The sequence below is a fragment of the Peptostreptococcus sp. genome (assembly GCF_036639115.1).
Classification (GTDB): Bacteria; Bacillota; Clostridia; order Peptostreptococcales; family Peptostreptococcaceae; genus Peptostreptococcus.
Genome location: NZ_JAVWJH010000002.1, coordinates 120,434 through 141,539, shown reverse-complemented (window position 1 = coordinate 141,539; position 21,106 = coordinate 120,434). Strand labels below are relative to the sequence as shown.

Below are 21,106 nucleotides of genomic sequence, written 5' to 3'. Positions count from 1 at the left end.
TTTATACGTTAAACTTAAATAAAACTACATCTCCATCTTTTACTATGTAGTCTTTTCCTTCTAATCTTACAAGTCCCTTTTCCTTTGCTGCGGACATTGTTCCATGTTCAAGGAGATCTTCATAAGCTATAGTTTCGGCCTTTATGAATCCTCTTTCTATATCAGAGTGAATTTTCCCGCCAGCTTGTGGAGCCTTCATTCCCTTTTTAATAGTCCATGCTCTTACTTCTTGAGGACCTGCTGTAAGGAAAGAAATTAGCCCTAAAAGATGATATGAAGATTGTATCAATTTGTCAAGGCCTGACTGTTCTAGACCCAAAGTTTCTAGAAATTCATGCTTTTCTTCTTCAGTTTCTAATTCGGCAATTTCTGCTTCAATCTGAGCAGATACCACTACAACTTCTGAATCCTCAGTTGCTGCAAATTCTCTCACTGCCTTAACCATCTCATTATTTGCACCATCATTTACTAGATCATCTTCAGATACATTAGAAACATATATTACTGGCTTTGAACTTAGTAAATCCAAAGTCTTTACAAATGCCCACTCATCTTCAGTTAAGTCCATAGTTCTTATACTATTTCCCTCTTCCAAAGTTTCCTTTAATTTTTTCAATATATTTAACTCAGACTGCAAAGTTTTATCTGCTTTTAATCCCTTTGTTGTCTTGTTTATTCTTCTATCCAATATTTCTTCATCAGAAAATATTAATTCTAAATTTATTGTTTCAATATCTCTCAAAGAATTTATATTACCATCAACATGTACTACATTTGAATCTTCAAAACATCTTACAACATGGACGATAGCATCTACTTCTCTAATATTTGATAGGAATTTATTTCCTAAGCCTTCTCCCTTTGATGCTCCCTTTACAAGACCTGCTATATCTACGAACTCAATAGCTGTCTGAACAATTTTTTTAGAATCATAAAGTTCTTTTAACTTGTTAAGTCTACTATCTGGTACAGATACAACCCCTACATTTGGATCTATTGTACAGAAAGGATAGTTGGCAGATTCAGCTCCAGCCTGTGTGATAGCATTGAACAAAGTACTCTTACCAACATTTGGCAATCCTACAATACCTAATTTCATAATATATTACCTCCACTAAATAAATCAATTTATGTGTTATTAATTATATTTTAAAGTATTTTATTAAATAAAAAAATACCTAACTAAACATATAAAATAAAAAAACACGCTTTTTAACACTCTATATTATATCTTATAAATATTATAAAATCAATGTTTTAGACTTCTTTTAACTTTTTTATTCTTTATTTATTTTAAATAAATCCTTTTCGATCTGTTTTTTAAACAAATAAAAATTAGAGGCTATCGGATTCCGATAGCCTCTAATTTATAAGCATATTTCTTTATATTTATATCATTAGAACTTATCAATATTTGATTTATTTTTATATTTTATATTGATTAAAACCTTTAGTAATTCACAAAATATTATAATCGATAGTGATATCATCATATAATAATATGTGAAAATTCTTTCTACATTAAAATATTTGGCGAAAAATATTGATAAAGAAAGAATTGCTACACTTATAAATATATCATGTAAAGAAGAATATTTATTTTTTACTATAAAAAATAAATTTGCTAATATCAATAACACTGATATTAATGCTAATATATTTATTATACTACTAGTAAATACTTTTTCTCCAAACCATATATTTTTATACATTACGTGTCTCATCATGCCCATTTTAGCATTTGTAAAGTAATTTACCAATACAAATAATAACAAAGCGATAAGCTCTATAATATACCTAGTTATTTTTAGAAGTTTCATTTCTTATTCTTCTCTATCTATTTAAAATCATTTGCTGAATCAGTTTTTTTCATATTGTTTGGTGCGCCAATCTGAACAGGTAATTCCTTGTCCATCTGCCACATGTTCCATCCACCATCAAATAATACAAAGTTATCCCAACCCATCATCTGAGTCATTTCCCAAGGCACTGCAGCTCTCCATCCAGTACCACAATAGAATGCTCCTTGATCATCCTTATATATTCCTTGTTTTTCCCAAAGTTTTGCCATTTCTAAAGGATTTCTAAATGTTCCATCTGGATCGTAGTAATCTTGCATACTAGATGCATCACTTCCAGCAAATCCCCATATAGCTCCCTTTGGTTCTCCAGCTCTAGGTATGTAGTCATAGCCACTCACCTTTCCGATGTATTCTTCCCAAGATCTAATACTTATTAACTTTAGTTTCTCACTTCCCATTTTTTCTATAGCTTCCTTAGGAGTTGCTATATCAATTTGAGGATTCGCAGGTATCTGAGTTCCAAAATCTTCAACTTTTTTAGGTATATTTACTTTTTCTTCCGTAGGATATTTTTCTTGTTGCCAAGCTTCCAACCCACCATTTAATATTCTTACGTCTTCAACACCTGACCATTTTAGAGCAAACATCACTCTTGCAGCTGCAGAAGCATCATTTGAGTAAAGAACTATTGTCTTATCTTTTGAAATACCCGCGTTTTCAAGATTCTTCTTTATTACTTCAGGCTTTGATAAATTCCAGTCCGGACCATTCTCTATCCAGTCTGTATTAAAATGATAAGATCCTTTTATATACGATTTTTTATAATCTTTTGCCTGATCTTCTGGACCCCAAGATACTTCAAATATCATATAATCTTTATTTTTTAATGTTTCTGGAGTTTTTCCATCAGTTAAATCTTTTACCCACTGTGCATTTACTAATTGCTCATATCTCGGGAAACTGTTCATCTTGTTTTGATCATTTTTAGAGTATTCATCAAGTTTATCATAGGCTAATACATCATAACCTAAATCTTTTAACTCTTTACCAACTTTGTTTATATTTTCAGATTCTGTATCATAAACTACAATCTTCTTATTTTTATCGATTCCTTTGTCTTCAACAAATTTTGAAAGTTTATCCTTGTTTACTTTTCCTACCCAATCGGCAGTATACTGGACAGCTCCTTCTATATGGCCTCCCTTGGATACTCCCTCTTGCTTAAATCCGTTGTAGTAACTATCATTTCTTGTATCCACAAATACATAATTGTCATCTGCTGCATACTTTTGAGCATCCTCTGTGGAGATGCTAGAGAGTTTTACAGTTTCTTCCTTTGTTTCTTTTGCTTTATCATTGTCGTCATTATTACATGCAGTCAATGATAAACTCAATATCATAGCACATGATATTGTACCTAAAATAGCTTTTTTTGATAACATACTCTTTCCTTCCTTATTAAATATAATTTCTGTATAATTTATAGATCATATCTATAATACCACAATCATAAAACTCTAATTATTGCTTTTTTCTATTTTCATTTATTTAGTTATAGATTTTAACTTTTAAATAGTGTTCTTTCTCTATTTTCGACAATCTTTTATTTGTGTATTTAATATATTTTTATTTTTTCCTTTGGCATTTTTAATATATTTCTATTTTTATGTTTGTATATGTTTAAATAAGACTTATCCTATTTTTTATTTGCTTTGATATATACACAGAAATGGCTGTTAAGAAGATAATATAGATTGTGTAAACACTTAATTGAAACTAATAGTGTTTCTGTATTAACAAATCATTTTAATTTTATGATATAATATTATTAATTTATCATGGAGGTATTATTATGAATAAGAGAAGTGCTATTGAGTTAATTTTAGGTATTTTGTTGATTATATGTTCCGTATTTACTTTTACCAAACCTACTGCTACCTTTACAGTTTTAGGATATATTATTGGTGCAGCCGCAATTTTAAAAGGTATTCATTTTATCTATTTATATTTTAAAAATAGAGACTTTGTTGCCTTTAAAGCCAACACTTTTTTAGTTTTAGGTATATTACTGTGTATAATCGGATTTATATTTATATTAAAGCCTATATTTGCAAATAACATATTTGCATATATCCTTGCTATATGGTTTATTTATGATTCTGTAAGTAATTTCTTCTCTCTAAATATCTTAAAGAGAATTAGTTTTGGATTATACGTATTGGGAATCTTAGCTAATGTAGTTCTTCTTATCGGTGGTATATGTATTATAATAAATCCTTGGGTAGCTAACATATCGTTGGCAATAGTTCTTGGAATTACATTTTTGGTATCTGGAATTGAATACACTATCTTCGCTATAACAGGCAGAAAAGATACTAATAAAAATACAAATTTTACATCTAGAAATTTGAGATAGTCTTATGATCAAAGATTTGATACACACGATAAAAGCATACAATGTCATTTTAATCAGAAAAGGGATCTATTTCAATTTTTTTGAAATAGATCCCTTTATTTTTTTAATTTATTTCTTAATAAGTATCAATCTATTATAAATTCTTATATATTTTGATATGCTTATTATTCTAATCCTTTTTCTTTTCTTACTCTTTGACCAGCTTTTATTACTTCGCCCTTTTCATCATAGAAAACTCTTTCGCCATTTATAATTTGATATTTCTCATGACCCTTACCAGTTATCAGAATCATATCGCCCTCTTCTGCTATACTAAGAGCTTTGTAGATTGCCTCTGCTCTGTCAGCTATCTTATAGATTTCACATTCTGAATCTACAAAAGAATCTGCTATATCATTTATTATATCCATTGGCTCTTCATTGTCTGGATTATCTGTAGTAATTACTGTTATATCAGCCAATTCTGCTGCTACATCACCTAATTCTTTTCTTCTAATTACACATCTTCCGCCAATTGATCCAAACAAACAAATCATTCTATTTGGCTTGTACATGTGAAGTGTTTCAAGTACATTTTCTAGACTCATACCATTGTGAGCATAATCTACTACCACGGTTGCATATGGTAGGACAGGCAATACTTCAACTCTACCATCTACCTTTGCTTCTGATAGTGAATTTAACATCTTTTTATCATCAATATCAAGATATTTACAAACAGATATTACAGCCAAAGCATTGTATATACTAAACTCACCTGGAGAGCATATATGAGCATGTGTTTTAACTTTGTCGTCTTCTGTAAAGTCAAAATCTACTCCTAATGTTTTTTCATTTCTTGTTAAATGAATATTTTCAGCCTTTAAATCACTATCTTTATGTATTGAAAATGTAGATATATCTGATTTTGCATTTTCGATCATATACCAAGCATTATCGTCATCTATATTTACTATTCCATGCTTACAAAGCGAGAATAACTTGCTCTTACAATATCTATAGTCTTCAAATGTAGGATGCTCTTTAGGTCCTATATGATCTGGTGATAGATTGGTATATATACCTACATCATACTTTACATCATGTACTCTATCCATCATAAGCCCACTAGATGAAACTTCCATAGCTACACATTCTACACCTGCATCGACCATTTCTTTTATAGTTTTATGAATATCATAACTTTCAGGAGTTGTATTTACTGTCTTTGTTTTTACATCATTGTAGAATACTCCATTTGTACCTATTACACCTGTATTAAGTCCAGATTCACAAAGTACTGTTCTAATATAATTTGTAATAGTTGTTTTTCCCTTAGTACCTGTTACACCTATTACTTTAATTTTACTAGATGGATCCCCAAAGAAATTAGATGACATCTTTGACAGTGCCAACCTAGTATCATTTAATAGTATTTTTATACTTCCCTTTGGTAGCTCTATATTTTCTGTTACGACAAATACTCTACATCCATTATTATATGCATTTTCTATAAAGTCATGTCCATCCATTGTTTCGCCCTTTATAGCTATAAAGATATAATTATCTTTTGCCATTCTAGAGTCATATACTATATCTTGAATTTCTATATTATTTGTTTCAGAGGGATTTATATTAGATATACATTCAATCCCTTCCAATATGCTACTGAGTTTCATACCTACACCTCTTAAACTCTCTTTTTCAGTTTTCTTCCTGATTTTACTATTGTATTCATAGCCAATACTTCAGATGAATCTACAAAAAATTCATCTGGCAATTTTTCATCTCTCTTTATCAATGATAATTCTGTGCATCCTAATATAGCGCAGTCACAATTGTTTTCTTTCAAAACATCAATTATTTCATTAAACATATTCATATCAGCTGCTTTTCCTGCCTTGACATCTTCATAAATTATCTTCATTATTTTTTCTTGATTTTCATCATCTAAAACATAATAATCCACTTCCTTTGTCTTGCACATATCTTGATAAAGACCAGTCTTTATATTTCCTGTTGTGGCTAATATTCCTATTTTTTTATGATTTTGACCTATTGCATAATCAACAGTTTCTTCAATCATATTCAATAATTGAATATCTACACTATCATTTATTTTTTTGTGGAAATAATGTGCTGTATTACAAGTCAATACTAAAAAATCAACACCTATTGATTCCAATCTCTTGGCATCTTCCACAATGTAGTCTAATGGAGAATCATCTGATTCACCTACTATATAAGCTGTTCTATCCGGAGTGGTTGCTCTATTAACCACAATCATATCTACGTGCTCTTGATCCTTAGACGCTTCTGTCATCTCTACTACTAATTCATAGAAATAAACAGTTGCCATTGGACCTAGTCCGCCTAATACTCCTACAGTTTTTTCTTTTTTCATATTACTATCTCCAAACTACTTATTTCTTTCCACAGTATTTTTTAAATTTCTTTCTTTGATTTATTCCATACAATTTTATATATAGGCTTCTTTTAAAGTTTCCTTTTAAGTCGTAATCATATTCATATGAATGCGCACTTTTTCCACTCGTTACCAATTGTTTGCATTTATTTACAAGTTTCTTATCAGAAACATAGTTATAAACGACTGCATTTGGAATTACATGCCAATAAAATTCATCTTTTTGTATTTTAAGGTCCATTTCATTTTCATAAACTCTGTCTTCTACTACATACTTAGCTATGTTGTTTCCTGAAGATGTTACGTAATAGTTACTTCTTCCCTGTCTTAAGTTTATTTCAAAAACCTTATATTTATTATCTCTATCATCATATTTCATATCAAAATTTGAAAATCCTACATATCCGATTTTTTCTAAGAATTCTTTATATTTTTCCATTAATTCTTTATCGTATTCAGTTATTATTGCTGCATGATTTCCTATTCCCTTTGGTGTATGTTCTTCCAAAAGTACATGACCTAAGCACATCATCTTTACTTTTCCAAATCTATCTGAATAACAAGTAAGCACTCTCATATGATCATCCTCTCCTGGAATAAGATCTTGTACAATCATACTTTTTTCATATCCATGAGAATATATTTCGTCCATAATATTTCCAAACTCTTCTTCAGAATGTGCAATATAAGCTTTATTCATACCTTCAAAAGGGTTCTGGAAGAAAGATATACTATCTGATGCCTTTACAATAACTGGATATTGAAAGTCAAACTCTCTTGTTTTATCACCCTTATTGTATACATATGTCTTTGGATAATCTAAACCATACTTCTCACAAACATCATAGAAAGAATCCTTTTCTACTAGTTTATTTTTTAGATCAGAATCTATATAAGGAACTATAAACTTATCCTTAAGTTCATCTCTATGATCTATGATTAATTCTACATATTCATCCGTACATCCCATAAGAATTAATACTTCATCTTCACCGTGTTTGTCTGCTTCATCAAGTAATATCTTAACAAATTTTGATTCATCTGTAATCTCCGGAGTTTCTCTAAAGTCAATAAACTTGCTATGATTGGTAGCTCCTAGATAATACCTTCCAAAAGCGATTGAAGTAACTCCATACTCTTCGTGAAATGCTCTAGCAACACTATAACAGTTCAAATCACCCCCGCATAATATCGGCTGTATCTTCTTATTTTCCATTTTAATGTCCACCTCTTTTTATTATTCATTAGACAATTTGTCTTGTTTTAATTCTATAATTAATATATTTATATAGTAAAACACTTTAAATATCGTCAAATAGATTATAAAATATTTTATAATCCTTATAAACAAGATTAAAAATTTCATAAATATACAAATATACATTACCTATAATATATTATAATTAAAATATTTGCAAGATTTGTAGTTCTAAAGTTTTGTCTACTTATCTTTTAATTTTTCTTTTATTTCATTAAACTCTTCTTCGCGCTTATGTTCCTTTTGATCCGGAAATGCCTTTAAAAGTCTTCTCTCACTGTGTTTTAAACTACCGTGAATCTCTTTCTTTTTCTCCTTAAGCTCGGATACTGTGTAATTTTTATTATCTGTAAACTCATCCTTGCCATAAATATTACGATATAGTTTATTCAATTTATCTACTGTAAACTTCTCAAGCTTTACTTCTCTACTATATATTTTATGAGATAGTTCTTTTTTGAATTTTTCTCTTGCAAGATCTCTTTTTCTCTTATTGTCCTCTTTTTCTTTTTTCTTTTCATCGGAACGTTCTTGCATTTCATATACTAGTCTATCTTTTCTTCCCTCAAATTCACGCTTAGCTTGAGTAGACTTTTCCTTTATATCAGATGTTTTACTTTCTATATTGTCGATTATTGGTTGTCCTCTATCTACTATCTCAAGAGTACCTTCACTAACATTTTCGCCTATCACATCACTTACCTTATGTATTTGCCCCTGAAGCTCACTTAAAAGCTCTAGCTTTCTATTAAACTTATTAATTGATGCGACAGTTGCCAATGCGTCTATGAGCATTATAATTGCAAATATAGCTGAAAACACAAATAATATTTCTGTATTGAACAAAGCAACAAAGGCCTCTATAAGTTCTTGAACATCTCTTATTAATATAATTCCGCCTATACCCCAATATACCGTAAATTGTAAGCTTATATATCCTCCTAAATTGAATGGAACATCTGAATAATCCCACCATCTTTTATGAAAAAGTTTATCTAAAATAAGGCCTGCCAAGTATTCTAACACACTACATAGGATTGCAGAACCAATAAACAATAAAAATATGTTGTCCTTTACTGGTTCTAAAAAGTAAACAATAATTACAGCCCCAAATCCGTATATAGGACACACTGCTCCTGCAAGCATTCCTCTATTTATAAACTTACCACACTTAAGAGCATGATAAGAAACTTCCACAAGCCATCCCAAAAATGCGTATATAAAAAAATACATTATAAATTCTATCACTTCTCTGTTTAATAACTGTTCCATAAAACCTCCCTAGTTTTTACTTAATTAAGCTTAACTAATAGATTTACTATCAGTCTATTTAACATCGTATTAATTTTTTGTATATAAATATAAAAATAATTAATAGTTAATGATAAATATTTAAATGGTCTCCTAAATCTATCTTTCCCAATATAGGAATCATTATTTTTCATACAAATCTTTAATAATTACATATTAGTAATTATACCATAAAAACCTTTATTTTAGGTAAAAAGGCTTTCATTTTTTCATCTTAAAACCTTCATAAACCTTGCTTTGTACCTTATTTCTAGCAAACTTGAGATGTTCATATAAAACACAATTTAAATCCATCTAAGACATCCTTTTAATTTTTTATATAATTTCTTTCTTCATATAATACTATAATTATACAGCTAGCTTAATTATAGCTTTCTTTTTCTTGCAAGATATATTAATATATTAACTAAAGATATAATATATTATAAACTTTAATTTAGAAAGGAATTTTCAATGAATATAATACTTGCAAGCAAATCCCCTAGAAGAAAAGAACTTTTGGAAATGTGTAATATTTCATTTAAAACAGTTGTTTCAAACATAGATGAAAAAGAAATAGAAAATCAAATTTTAAAAGAAAAAAAAGAATGTGATATATATACTCAAGCAGATACTTTAACTGCTTCTTTAGCATATAATAAGGCTAAAAGTGTATCATTGACCAATCCTAACCATATCGTAATAGGATCTGATACAGTCGTCGCTAGCGACCTTAAAATACTAGGCAAACCATCAAGTGAAGTAGATGCTTATCAAACATTAATACAACTATGTGGAAATGTACATAGAGTGTATACTGGCGTAAGTTTATTTATAGACGGAAGAGAAGAGTTTACCTTCACAAATTATACAGAGGTAGAATTTTTCAAATATGATGATTGTATGGAAAATATAATAAGAGATTATATAAAAACAGGCTCACCTATGGACAAGGCAGGTGCATACGGAATTCAAGATATGGGTTCTCTTTTAATTAAAGAAATAAAGGGTGACTATTATACTGTGATGGGTTTACCTATCTCAAGCCTTTATAGAAAGCTTCTTCCGTATATTTAATATTTATTTTAAAAAACGTATTTCCAGAAATTTTATATGTAGATATTTTAATATGTAGATTATTTATAAGTAGTAAAATAAATATTTATATAAACAAATTTTTAATATTTATTTTTCACTTTAGTTTTTTGGATTATATCGATAAGTCAACAGAGTTATCGATAGTGGTAATAGAGGTTCAAAGTAGACAAGCTAAGGAAACATCTTTGCCTAAATATGATTATTGACTATTTCAGGTGCAATATATTATAGACAAATAAAGAGACACTCAATGAGTGTCTCTTTTGGGTTTTTCAATCAATCTTACTAAATATCCATATATTTTATTTTTTGCCTATTATTATTTAACTGCTATTCTTCCTTCTTCTTTCGCAGAAATATTTCCTGCCTCTACTTCGACTTTCTTTCCAGCTTCTAGGTTTGTGAAAATAACAGGTGTTATTGTGTCATATCCCTTAGATTTTATAAATTCATTGTCCATATGAGCAAGCTTATCTCCAGCATTTACTCTATCGCCTACTTTAACAGCTATATCAAATCCTTCGCCCTCTAATTTAACTGTATCTAGACCCATATGTATAAGAACCTCTAATCCGTCATCTGTTGCAATTATAATCGCATGTTTAGTTGGAAATACCATTCCTACCTCACCCGCAACTGGAGCAAATATATCTCCATCTACTGAGTTTACTGCAAATCCCTCTCCCATCAATTTTTGTGAGAATACTTCATCAGCAACCTTTGATATATCTAAAAGTTCTCCCTTAGCAGGTGAAACTATTTTTATATCGCTAGTAGATACATCCACTTTTTTAGCTTCATCTGTTGACTCTATATTTTTTTCTTCTTTTTCATAATCAAGATAGGCATCATCAGCACTAGAAGCTTCTATATATTCTTCTAAGTTTGACTTTATAACAGATACCCTAGGTCCATATATTACCTGAACTCCACCGCCACTTTTTACTACTCCAGCGGCTCCAGTTGCCTTTAATATATCATCCTTTACCTTCTTAGAATCTACTACTGTACATCTTAATCTTGTAGCACAACAGTCAACATCTTCTATATTTGACTTTCCACCTAAACCATGAACAATCGCCATTGAAAGTTCGTCTATAGGTGCATCTGATTCTTTGGAATCGCCTTTACCCTTTTTAGCATTTACATCTGCCTTAGTGTAAAGTTTTACTTCTTCATTTGCACTATCATCTCTACCAGGTGTCTTTAGATCAAATTTTTTGATTAAGAAACTAAATAAGAAATAGTATAAAGCGAAATATCCAATACCAACTATAACTATTCTAACCCAATGAGTCTTTGCATTTCCCTGTAATATACCAAATAAAGTCATATCTATAAGACCACCTGAGAATGTCATACCTACACCAACTTGAAGTATGTGCATCAACATATAAGATAAACCTGCAAGGATACAGTGAATTAAATATAAAAATGGTGCAACAAATAAGAATGTAAATTCTAGTGGCTCAGTAATACCTGTCAACATAGATGTAAGTGCTGCTGAAAATAGTAGTCCACCTACAACTTTTCTTTTTTCAGGTTTGGCAGTTTTATACATTGCCAAAGCTGCTCCTGGTAAACCAAATATCATAAGTGGGAATTTACCTGACATAAATCTTGTAGCTTCCACACTAAATGATGTAGTGTTTGGATCTGCAAGCTGAGCAAAGAATATATTCTGTGCACCTTCTATCATTTTACCTGCCACCATCATAGTACCACCAACAGATGTTTGCCAGAATGGTAGGTAAAATACATGATGAAGTCCAAACGGTATCAAAATTCTTTCCATGAATCCGTACACCCATGTTCCAAAATACCCTGATACTCTAACTACATGTCCTACAGCATTAATTCCAAATTGAACTGTTGGCCAGATATAAAACATCAATACTCCTACTACTAGAAATACTACAGCAGATATTATTGGAACGAATCTAGTACCAGCAAAGAATGATAGTGCCTGTGGTAGTTCTTGTTTATAGAATCTATTATGTAAGGCTGCAACTCCTAACCCTACAATAATACCACCAAATACACCCATTTGTAATGAATTGATACCTACTGTCAATGTAGTAGACCCTTCCATCATCTTTTCTACTCCGCCGTTTACTTCAATCATAGCTCCAATTGACGCATGCATTATGAAAAATGCTAATGCACCAGACAAAGCCGCAACAGCCTTTTCTGCCTTAGCCATTCCTATTGCAACTCCCATTGCAAATAGTATTGGTAAGTTTGCAAATACTATATCACCTGCACTTTTCATTACTGTAAGTATTGAATTTGCAAATGTACCAGGTCCTAATACACCCATTAATCCATAAGCCTCTAACATTGTAGTATTGGTAAATGAACCTCCAATACCCAAAAATAGACCTGCAACTGGTAAGATTGCTATTGGAAGCATAAACGATCTACCAACTCTCTGTAAAACACCAAAAACTTTGTTTTCTCCCATGAGATCCTCCTTCTTAAAATAAAAACTTTTATATTTTTCCATGTGCTAGTCTTTCTATATTATTAATACAAATAATCAAAATATTTCCAGATTTTTATATTTTTTTAATAATTTCAAACTCTTTCATAAAAATTGAATTTTCATTAATAATTAGCTTACATTTTTATATATACCGAATCATAAAGTATTCTAATCATTTGTATTTATAATAATAAAAAAGACTTAAGCACATGTAACAATAAATAATAAATAAAGAAAGAAATTATAACAAACAAATTCTCTCAAAACATCATTTATTCTTACATATACCTAAGTCTTGCCTTCTTCAGTAACAACCTTAGTAAAAACTATTGTAATTTTTTAGTGACTCTATCAATATGTATCATCAGGTAAAGTTCCTCATCTTTACTAATATCATAATCATAATTAGTTTTAATGTATACCTTTATCTTTTGAACACATCCATATGCCCTGTCATATTTAATTTTAACCACATCCAACAAATCACCATTATCATCAGAAGACAACTCTCCTGATAAAAGCCTCTTGGCGAAAAACCTTATATGTGTCACCAAACGATCGTAATCTAAATCGTTTTCTCTATAATCTATTTTATAATAATATCTGATAATATTCAAGACATCTTTCAAAATTTTTAAAACTTTCATGTCTTCATCACACTTACTACTATTTCCCTGATAGTATGCATTTATTATATGAGTAGCTATAAAGGCTGCTTCGTCATCTGTAAGATTTATATCAAAGCTTTTATTTATATAGTCTACAGCTAGTTGGCCAGCCTCATATTCCTTTTTATAGACTCTTTTTATCTCATGTAAAAAAGTATTTCTTATAAGCATACCATTTTTTGCCCTTTTTATTGCAAACCCAATATGATCTGTCAAAGATATATAAATATATTGAAATAAATCTTCTTGAAGATAATCTTCTATTATTTTTATAACTTCTGCCGTAACTTCAAAAACCTTTTCTTCAATTTCTTCAACCAAGGACATCAACCTTTTTTTAACACCTGCATCATCTGATATAAATTTTTTCTCAACCATATCAACATCTACAAGCATTCCCTTTTTTTTCTGAAACCCGATACCCTTTCCAGTCAGAATATATTCTTTTTTAGAATAAGCATCCAAAACTAGTACTACATTATTATTGTACACTTGTTTAATCAGCATATTCATACCTCCTTGTATACATAAATCCTCCTAACGCATTTACTCTCTAATAGAAATACTATCATATTTCCGAGAAAATTTGAATAGACCAAAAAATAGTCCGAAAAATTTTATACATAATCCAACCATTTTACATAAGATTATTTTGTACTATCATTGCTTCCCTTATTATAATATAGGGTTTTATATCTTTAACTTATATTAATTATTTTTTTACTTTTAAATATTTCAGAATTTCAACTAATTTTATTTTTAATAAAAAGATGCCCTGAGTGTTATATTTCAAACACTCAGGGCATCATATATCAAATCATAACTATCAAATCATGTACTATTTCTAGTTTATGAAAACAGTAACTAATTACTTGCTTTCAGCCATTTTCTTATAGCCTTCATATCTTTCCTTAGCATTCTCTTCAGCCATAGTGAATAATTCTTCACTCTGTTCTGGGAACATCTTAGCTATTGAAGAATATCTATTCTGTCCTAAGATGAATTCTCTGAATGATTCTGTTGGTTCCTTAGAATCTAATGAGAATGGATTCTTACCTTCAGCCTTAAGCTGTGGGTTGAATCTGTATAGGTGCCAGTATCCAGCCTTAACTGCATCAGCTTCGTTTTCTACTGATTTACCCATACCCTTTTTAATTCCGTGGTTGATACATGGAGCATAAGCTATTATTAGAGATGGTCCATCATATCTTTCAGCTTCTAGTAATACCTTTAAGAAGTGGTTCTTATCAGCACCGATAGATACCTGAGCAACGTATACGTTACCGTAAGTAGCAGCCATCATACCAAGATCCTTCTTCTTAGATCTCTTACCTGCAGCAGCAAACTTAGCCATTGCAGCAGCTGGAGTAGCCTTTGAAGACTGTCCACCAGTGTTAGAGTAAACTTCTGTATCAAATACTAGTACGTTTACATCTTCTCCTGAAGCAAGAACGTGATCTAATCCACCGTAACCGATATCGTATGACCAACCGTCTCCACCAAGGATCCACTGAGATCTCTTAACGAAGTAGTCCTTTAATTCTACTAATTCAGCAACTACATCTGAGTACTTACCTTCAGCAGCATACTTATCAACTAATGAAGTGAATGATTCACTTGTAGCGATAGTAGTGTCACCATTGAACATGTTTGCTAAGAATTCGTTTATAACTGCCTTTTCAGCGTCATCAGAAACTAATCCAACTAACTCTTCAGCTAAATTCTTAACCTTGTCTCTTAACTGGCTAACAGCTAAGTACATACCATATCCGTATTCAGCATTGTCTTCAAATAATGAGTTTGCCCAAGCTGGTCCCTTACCTTCATGGTTAATAGTGTAAGGAGTTGATGGTGCTGAAGCACCCCAGATTGAAGAACATCCTGTAGCATTTGCAACCATCATTCTTGGTCCAAATAACTGAGTAGCTAACTTCATGTAAGCAGTTTCTCCACAACCAGCACAAGCTCCTGAGAACTCAAGAAGTGGCTGTCTGAACTGTGATCCCTTTACAGTTGTGTTAGACATAACTTCTGGCTTAGCAGATACCTTAGAGAAATCAGTTGCGAAGTACCAGTTATCTTCCTGAACTTCCATCTGTTCTTCCATTGGCTTCATTACTAATGCCTTAGTCTTAGCTGGACATATGTCAGCACAGTTTCCGCATCCTGTACAGTCCATAGCTGAAACTTGTATTCTATACTGTAATCCTTCTAATCCCTTACCTACTGCCTTCTTAGTTACGAAGCTTTCAGGAGCATTAGCTGCTTCTTCTTCAGTTAATAAGAATGGTCTTATTGCAGCATGAGGACATACTAGTGAACACTGGTTACACTGGATACAGTTGTCTACCTGCCATTCTGGAACGTCTACTGCTATACATCTCTTTTCGTATGCAGCTGTACCAGCTGGGAAACGACCGTCTTCTCTATCATTGAATGCAGATACTGGCAGACTATTACCTTCTACTGCAGTCATTGGTCTTAATATATTCTTTATGAATGCTGGTTCATCAGCTTCAACCTTTGTTTCTTCATCTACTGCGCTTGCCCAAGAAGCAGGAACATCTATCTTAACTAGAGCTCCCATACCCTGATCAACAGCTTCGTAGTTCATGTTAACAATCTTGTCACCCTTCTTACCGTAAGTCTTCTTTATAGAATCCTTTAGGTACTTAACAGCGTCTTCTTCAGGTATTATGTTAGCTAGCTTGAAGAATGCAGCCTGACAAATCATGTTTATTCTATTTCCTAATCCAATTTCCTTACCTATATGAACAGCATCTAGTGTATAGAACTGTATATCATTTTCAGCAATGTATCTCTTTAAATGAGCTGGTAGGTGAGTATCAAGTTCTTCTGGAGTCCAGATAGTGTTAAGAACGAATATTCCGCCCTTTCTTAATCCCTTTATTGCATCATACTGATGTACATAGCTCTGCTTATGACATGCTATATAGTCAGCTTCATCTAATAGATATGTAGATTTGATTGGTTCGTCACCAAATCTTAAATGTGACATTGTAACTCCACCTGACTTCTTAGAGTCATAGTCAAAGTAAGCCTGAACATACTTATCAGTGTTGTCACCTATTATCTTTATAGCCTGCTTGTTTGCACCAACAGTACCATCTGAACCAAGACCCCAGAACTTACATCTTACTGTTCCTGGATGAGCTATCTTGATTTCTTCCTTAGCAGCAATTGAATGATCTGTAACATCATCAGTTATGCTTAGAGTGAATCTATCCTTTGGAGCATCAGCAGTTAAGTTTTCAAATGCAGCGTTTAGATCTGTAGGTATAGTATCCTTAGATCCTAGTCCGTATCTACCACCTATAATCATAGGAGCATTTTCTTCACCGTAGAAGATATCTCTTACGTCTAAGTATAGAGGTTCGCCGTTAGCACCTGGTTCCTTAGTTCTGTCTAATACAACTATTCTTTCAACAGTGTTTGGCATAGCATCTAAGAAATGCTTCTTAGAGAAAGGTCTATATAAATGAACCTTAACTATACCGTACTTTCCACCTCTAGCGTTTAGTACATCTATTAATTCTTCAGCAGCTTCTGTAACTGATCCCATAGCTACCATTACATACTTAGCATCTTCTGCTCCGTAGTAATCGAATAATCCGTGCTTTCTACCAGTCATTTCAGACATTCTATTCATGTACTTTTCAACTATTCCTACGATGTTGTCATAGTACTTGTTAGATGCTTCTCTTGTCTGGAAGTATATATCAGGGTTCTGTGCAGTACCCTTAGTTATTGGCTTATTTGGAGAAAGTGCGCTATCTCTGAATTCCTTAACTGCGTCGAAGTTTAATAACTTAGCGTAATCATCGTTTTCAAATAGTTCAACCTTCTGAATTTCATGAGAAGTTCTGAATCCATCAAAGAAATGTATAAATGGTAGTTTACCTTCTATAGAAGCGTAGTGAGCTACTGGAGCTATATCAGCAACTTCCTGAACTGATCCAGATGCTAATAAACAACATCCAGTCATTCTAGCTGCCATAACGTCCTGATGGTCTCCGAATATTGATAGTGCCTGTGAAGCTAGAGCACGTGCTGTAACATGGAATACACCTGGTAATAATTCACCAGCGCACTTGTACATGTTTGGAAGCATCAATAACATACCCTGAGATGCTGTATAAGTAGATGTTAATGCACCTGCTGATAAAGATCCGTGGAATGCACCTGCTGCTCCACCTTCAGACTGCATTTCTACAACCTTTACTACCTGTCCAAATATATTCTTTCTTCCCTGAGATGCCCATTCGTCAACAACTTCTGCCATTGTTGAAGAAGGAGTGATTGGGTAAATAGCAGCTACATCTGTAAATGCATACGATACATGAGCAGCAGCTGTATTACCATCAACTGTTTTCATAAATTTAGCCATGATTTAATTCCTCCTTAAGAATTTCAATTATTAATATAATGTTTCTTGTATACAATATAAAATAAATTGCTAGCCGATAATCTGGATAACGTTTTTTCAAAAAAAAACGACTACAGATTGATTTAGCAATTTATTCCATATTTAATCTAATAACAGTAATAGTTGAAAAATCACATATAAATAACTTGTAATTTTTACTTACCTTTCAACTACAGACTTAATTATACTAAAAAAGATAAAAAAAATCAACTTGATAAACAAATTTATTTTGTCTATTTATAATCATACTAATTTCATATTTAATCCATGATTACGCTCTCCCGTTTATTTTTATAAACATATTGACTTTTAAACATTTAAAATTAATTTTGATCTTTTAAAGCTAATTTATTCCCTGTCAAAAAAGTTTATTAAAATGATTTTTACAACAAAAAATATGTTTATCGTTAATCTGTTCACGTTTTTTATAAATTAATGCAAATTTTATCAAATTATTTTACTTTCTCTATTTATCTTTTAGTTCTTTATCTTTTATAAATACAACCAATATATCATCTAACTTTTCTTGATTGTATACAAAGTTATCTATGCAACTTTTCATGTTCTCTAAAGTTGTCTTTTTGTCGCTATCAATATTTTCAATCAAAAATTGATTTAGACCTTCCAAACCAAACTCAACACCCTCTTCATTTTTCATTTCCAAGATGCCATCTGTAAAGAAGCACAACTCTCTAACATTTGATAGATCATAACTAACATCTGTATATGGTGAACCTTGCATTATTCCTATTGGTATTCCTCTTTCTCCCTCTTGTTCACTTACTATTGTGTAATCATTATACACAATAGTTGGAAAATAGTGACCAGCGTTTGCTAGAGTCAACTTCAGTCTCTTTTTATCAAATACTCCCACTATTGCCGTAGAGTATATTCCCATTTTGTCAAACTCATTATATAAATAGTCATTCATTTGTCTAAGAATTTCTTTTGGTGATGTAGTATATCTCGCCAATATATCGAAAGCACCTTTTATAATAGCTACAATATAATTTGATACTACTCCATGTCCCATTACATCTGCCACGATAAAAATTATTTTATCTCCCAAATCAATAGCGTTATAGAAATCTCCTCCTACCAATTTAGCCGTTTCATGGTAAAAATACATTTGATTATCTGAAAATACCTCTAGATCACTATTGCTATTCATTATTAGACCTTGTTGTCTTTTTAATATTGACAGATCATTTTCTATATCCTTATGTTTTTCCTCATTTTGATAGTATTCATATACTTGAATACTACTTCTTACTTGTTTTGATAAAATAGATATAGTGTTTTCATCATCTGCACTATAGTTATCACTTCCTGCACATACCACTACTAGTTCGGAATTTGAATCTATAACAAATTTATAAAACAAATAGTTTTCTACAATGGTTCCATCTGGTAATTTCATTTTTATAGAGTTATTTAAACCTGAAAACTTATTTGATTTTATGATTTGTGGCATTATCGAATTTAGTTGGTTCATTTTATCTTGAGGAAAAGCCGTACTGATTTTTTGCCCCAGAATCTCTCCCTTATCGCCCGTATTATATACATTAATGACTGCGTATTTACTATTAGTTGTGTCGGCAATTACAGAAGCCATCTTATTTAGATAATAGAATATATCCTTAGATGAATATAACTTTCTAGCTGCTTTATTTATATTTGAAATAGATGTCCTTAGCTTATTGATTAAGCCTTGGATATCTCTATTTTTATTGGTTGTTGATATAGACAGAGACATCAAAGAGGCGACCTGAGTAATAAAATCTATATCTCTTTGTGTTATTTCTTCATCTTTTTGCAAATAACAAGTCATAAAGCCTACTGTTTCTTTGTTTATTACAAATGGAAAAACTGCTCGCCCAGTATAATTTTCTTGTATTGCCATTTGTTGCTCTCCATCAGCTCTTTTATCATTTAAAACATCTGGAATTACTACAACTTTCTGCTGAAATACCGCCTCATGAATATATTCTGGATAAAGATTAAAGTCAATCTTAGCTCCATATTCTTCATTTTTCGGAAATAATTTAGGTATATAATCCAATGTCGCAGAACATACCAAGTGAGAATAGCTATAATCTTTGTCATAAAAAAGGTTAACACAAGCCTTGGTAGGGTGAACAACATTGAGCATTTTGTTGATTATTAGATCTTTTATCTCAAAAAAGTTATCTGAACTAGTTACTATTTTAGATATTTCTACTAGATTTTTCATTCTTTTTACATCGCTCATAATCAATCCTCCAAATATTATTACGTTACCCCTTATTATACTATAGTCTCTCTCTTTTTTATACTAATTTCAAAGATATTATATTTCACTTATTTTTTTATTGTTATTTATACGCTTTTTTTATATTTTATTATTTATATTTATAAAATAATAAATAAAAATAAATTTTAGAAATTTTCTGTAAATTTATTGTTTTTTCTTAAAAGCTATGGATTTTAAGAATTCTTTATAGTATAATTATATTAGAGGTGATTCGGATGAAATTCTTACAACTGAATTTAGATGCACGTTATAGAATCTATGCTCAAACAAAAAAAGTATTGCGTAAGTATCAAAAGGGAATAATTTCTGGCAAGCTTACATCTGAGCAATTTGTAGACAATATGTTAGCTGATCAAGATATGACGGATATTTTGAAAGGCATAAATGTATCTATACCTGAATTTAGAGACACTTACAAGGAGTATGTGGACACATTAATTGAAATACAGAATAAGAGTTTGGCTAAACAAAAGGAACAATCCAGATATTATTCACAGAGAGCATCTTTTTCTAGTATATTCAAATTAAATGAAGTTCTGGTAGATAGTGGATATGACTTGTCTATACCTGCTCAGTATTTGACGCAGTGCGACATAGATTGTATTGAGAAATTCGTAAAGACAGGAAACATCGATTTAGGAAACGAAAAAATATTCAATTATGTTGTAAAAACTGTTTAAATAGTTTTTACTTGCCAGCAAAGTCACCCTATATGTTTTTATATTAGGGTTATATTTTTGCTGAATTCTACGGAGATCATTTTAAAAATTTGAGCATTTATAGTTAATAGGTTTAAGAGAGGCTGAGTTATAGTTGTTATAATACTTCAACATAACTTCAGCCTTTACTTATTTGAATATTAAATTATCACAATTAATACATTCATATAAACATTTTTAAAAGTATGACATAAAATATAAAATATACTTATAAAATTATAAGAAT

Annotated in this window: 14 protein-coding genes; 3 read left to right on the top strand and 11 right to left on the bottom strand. The window is 31.0% G+C overall.

The window, feature by feature from the left end; translation table 11 throughout:
• Nucleotide 1 precedes the first annotated feature (1 nt).
• From ychF to RR561_RS02905, 3 genes are all read right to left on the bottom strand, one after another.
• Entirely contained in the window at nt 2-1,099 is a 1,098-nt protein-coding gene (ychF, locus tag RR561_RS02915; RefSeq protein WP_332505932.1) for a redox-regulated ATPase YchF, read from the bottom strand.
• 298 nt (nt 1,100-1,397) lie between these two features.
• Nucleotides 1,398-1,820: a hypothetical protein gene (locus RR561_RS02910; RefSeq protein WP_332505931.1), complete on the bottom strand. Its 423-nt coding sequence runs from the start codon at nt 1,818-1,820 to the stop codon at nt 1,398-1,400.
• Nucleotides 1,821-1,837: 17 nt separating this feature from the next.
• Nucleotides 1,838-3,244 carry a rhodanese-like domain-containing protein gene (locus tag RR561_RS02905; protein WP_332505930.1) on the bottom strand — a complete coding sequence of 469 codons (1,407 nt, stop codon included), beginning with the start codon at nt 3,242-3,244 and terminating at the stop codon, nt 1,838-1,840.
• Between the two features lie 410 nt (nt 3,245-3,654).
• Here RR561_RS02905 and RR561_RS02900 point away from each other — a divergent pair, with 410 nt between their 5' ends.
• Nucleotides 3,655-4,218 carry an HdeD family acid-resistance protein gene (locus tag RR561_RS02900; protein WP_332505929.1) on the top strand — a complete coding sequence of 188 codons (564 nt, stop codon included), beginning with the start codon at nt 3,655-3,657 and terminating at the stop codon, nt 4,216-4,218.
• A gap of 164 nt (nt 4,219-4,382) precedes the next feature.
• Here RR561_RS02900 and RR561_RS02895 read toward each other — a convergent pair whose 3' ends face one another.
• The 4 genes from RR561_RS02895 to RR561_RS02880 form a co-directional block, all read right to left on the bottom strand.
• Entirely contained in the window at nt 4,383-5,876 is a 1,494-nt protein-coding gene (locus RR561_RS02895; protein ID WP_332505928.1) for a UDP-N-acetylmuramoyl-L-alanyl-D-glutamate--2,6-diaminopimelate ligase, read from the bottom strand.
• Between the two features lie 11 nt (nt 5,877-5,887).
• A complete protein-coding gene (locus RR561_RS02890) occupies nt 5,888-6,601 on the bottom strand; it encodes an aspartate/glutamate racemase family protein (RefSeq protein WP_332505927.1) in 714 nt (237 codons plus the stop codon).
• A 19-nt stretch (nt 6,602-6,620) separates the two neighbouring features.
• Nucleotides 6,621-7,838 (bottom strand): carboxylate--amine ligase, encoded by a 1,218-nt coding sequence (locus tag RR561_RS02885; protein ID WP_332505926.1) that lies wholly within the window; start codon nt 7,836-7,838, stop codon nt 6,621-6,623.
• 225 nt (nt 7,839-8,063) lie between these two features.
• The gene (locus RR561_RS02880) at nt 8,064-9,152 is read right to left on the bottom strand and encodes a putative ABC transporter permease (protein ID WP_332505925.1); all 1,089 of its coding nucleotides are present in this window, start codon (nt 9,150-9,152) and stop codon (nt 8,064-8,066) included.
• A gap of 492 nt (nt 9,153-9,644) precedes the next feature.
• Between RR561_RS02880 and RR561_RS02875 the strand changes: the two genes are divergently transcribed.
• Nucleotides 9,645-10,247 (top strand): Maf family protein, encoded by a 603-nt coding sequence (locus RR561_RS02875; protein ID WP_332505924.1) that lies wholly within the window; start codon nt 9,645-9,647, stop codon nt 10,245-10,247.
• 340 nt (nt 10,248-10,587) lie between these two features.
• Here RR561_RS02875 and RR561_RS02870 read toward each other — a convergent pair whose 3' ends face one another.
• The 4 genes from RR561_RS02870 to RR561_RS02855 all read right to left on the bottom strand — a co-directional run bounded on the left by RR561_RS02870 (nt 10,588) and on the right by RR561_RS02855 (nt 20,119).
• On the bottom strand, nt 10,588-12,732 hold the full coding sequence (locus tag RR561_RS02870) for a PTS transporter subunit IIABC (protein WP_332505923.1): 2,145 nt from the start codon (nt 12,730-12,732) through the stop codon (nt 10,588-10,590).
• A gap of 347 nt (nt 12,733-13,079) precedes the next feature.
• The gene (gene licT, locus RR561_RS02865) at nt 13,080-13,928 is read right to left on the bottom strand and encodes a BglG family transcription antiterminator LicT (RefSeq protein WP_332505922.1); all 849 of its coding nucleotides are present in this window, start codon (nt 13,926-13,928) and stop codon (nt 13,080-13,082) included.
• Nucleotides 13,929-14,289: 361 nt separating this feature from the next.
• Entirely contained in the window at nt 14,290-17,829 is a 3,540-nt protein-coding gene (gene nifJ / locus RR561_RS02860; protein ID WP_332505921.1) for a pyruvate:ferredoxin (flavodoxin) oxidoreductase, read from the bottom strand.
• A 505-nt stretch (nt 17,830-18,334) separates the two neighbouring features.
• The gene (locus RR561_RS02855; protein ID WP_332505920.1) at nt 18,335-20,119 is read right to left on the bottom strand and encodes a GAF domain-containing SpoIIE family protein phosphatase; all 1,785 of its coding nucleotides are present in this window, start codon (nt 20,117-20,119) and stop codon (nt 18,335-18,337) included.
• Between the two features lie 257 nt (nt 20,120-20,376).
• Between RR561_RS02855 and RR561_RS02850 the strand changes: the two genes are divergently transcribed.
• A complete protein-coding gene (locus tag RR561_RS02850) occupies nt 20,377-20,841 on the top strand; it encodes a hypothetical protein (RefSeq protein WP_332505919.1) in 465 nt (154 codons plus the stop codon).
• Nucleotides 20,842-21,106: the final 265 nt, after the last annotated feature.

What these genes read in the sequence shown, in the direction of transcription:
- ychF (WP_332505932.1), bottom strand. Translation starts at nt 1,099, where the DNA reads ATGAAATTAGGTATTGTAGGATTGCCAAATGTTGGTAAGAGTACTTTG.
- RR561_RS02910 (WP_332505931.1), bottom strand. Translation starts at nt 1,820, where the DNA reads ATGAAACTTCTAAAAATAACTAGGTATATTATAGAGCTTATCGCTTTG.
- RR561_RS02905 (WP_332505930.1), bottom strand. Translation starts at nt 3,244, where the DNA reads ATGTTATCAAAAAAAGCTATTTTAGGTACAATATCATGTGCTATGATA.
- RR561_RS02900 (WP_332505929.1), top strand. Translation starts at nt 3,655, where the DNA reads ATGAATAAGAGAAGTGCTATTGAGTTAATTTTAGGTATTTTGTTGATT.
- RR561_RS02895 (WP_332505928.1), bottom strand. Translation starts at nt 5,876, where the DNA reads ATGAAACTCAGTAGCATATTGGAAGGGATTGAATGTATATCTAATATA.
- RR561_RS02890 (WP_332505927.1), bottom strand. Translation starts at nt 6,601, where the DNA reads ATGAAAAAAGAAAAAACTGTAGGAGTATTAGGCGGACTAGGTCCAATG.
- RR561_RS02885 (WP_332505926.1), bottom strand. Translation starts at nt 7,838, where the DNA reads ATGGAAAATAAGAAGATACAGCCGATATTATGCGGGGGTGATTTGAAC.
- RR561_RS02880 (WP_332505925.1), bottom strand. Translation starts at nt 9,152, where the DNA reads ATGGAACAGTTATTAAACAGAGAAGTGATAGAATTTATAATGTATTTT.
- RR561_RS02875 (WP_332505924.1), top strand. Translation starts at nt 9,645, where the DNA reads ATGAATATAATACTTGCAAGCAAATCCCCTAGAAGAAAAGAACTTTTG.
- RR561_RS02870 (WP_332505923.1), bottom strand. Translation starts at nt 12,732, where the DNA reads ATGGGAGAAAACAAAGTTTTTGGTGTTTTACAGAGAGTTGGTAGATCG.
- licT (WP_332505922.1), bottom strand. Translation starts at nt 13,928, where the DNA reads ATGCTGATTAAACAAGTGTACAATAATAATGTAGTACTAGTTTTGGAT.
- nifJ (WP_332505921.1), bottom strand. Translation starts at nt 17,829, where the DNA reads ATGGCTAAATTTATGAAAACAGTTGATGGTAATACAGCTGCTGCTCAT.
- RR561_RS02855 (WP_332505920.1), bottom strand. Translation starts at nt 20,119, where the DNA reads ATGAGCGATGTAAAAAGAATGAAAAATCTAGTAGAAATATCTAAAATA.
- RR561_RS02850 (WP_332505919.1), top strand. Translation starts at nt 20,377, where the DNA reads ATGAAATTCTTACAACTGAATTTAGATGCACGTTATAGAATCTATGCT.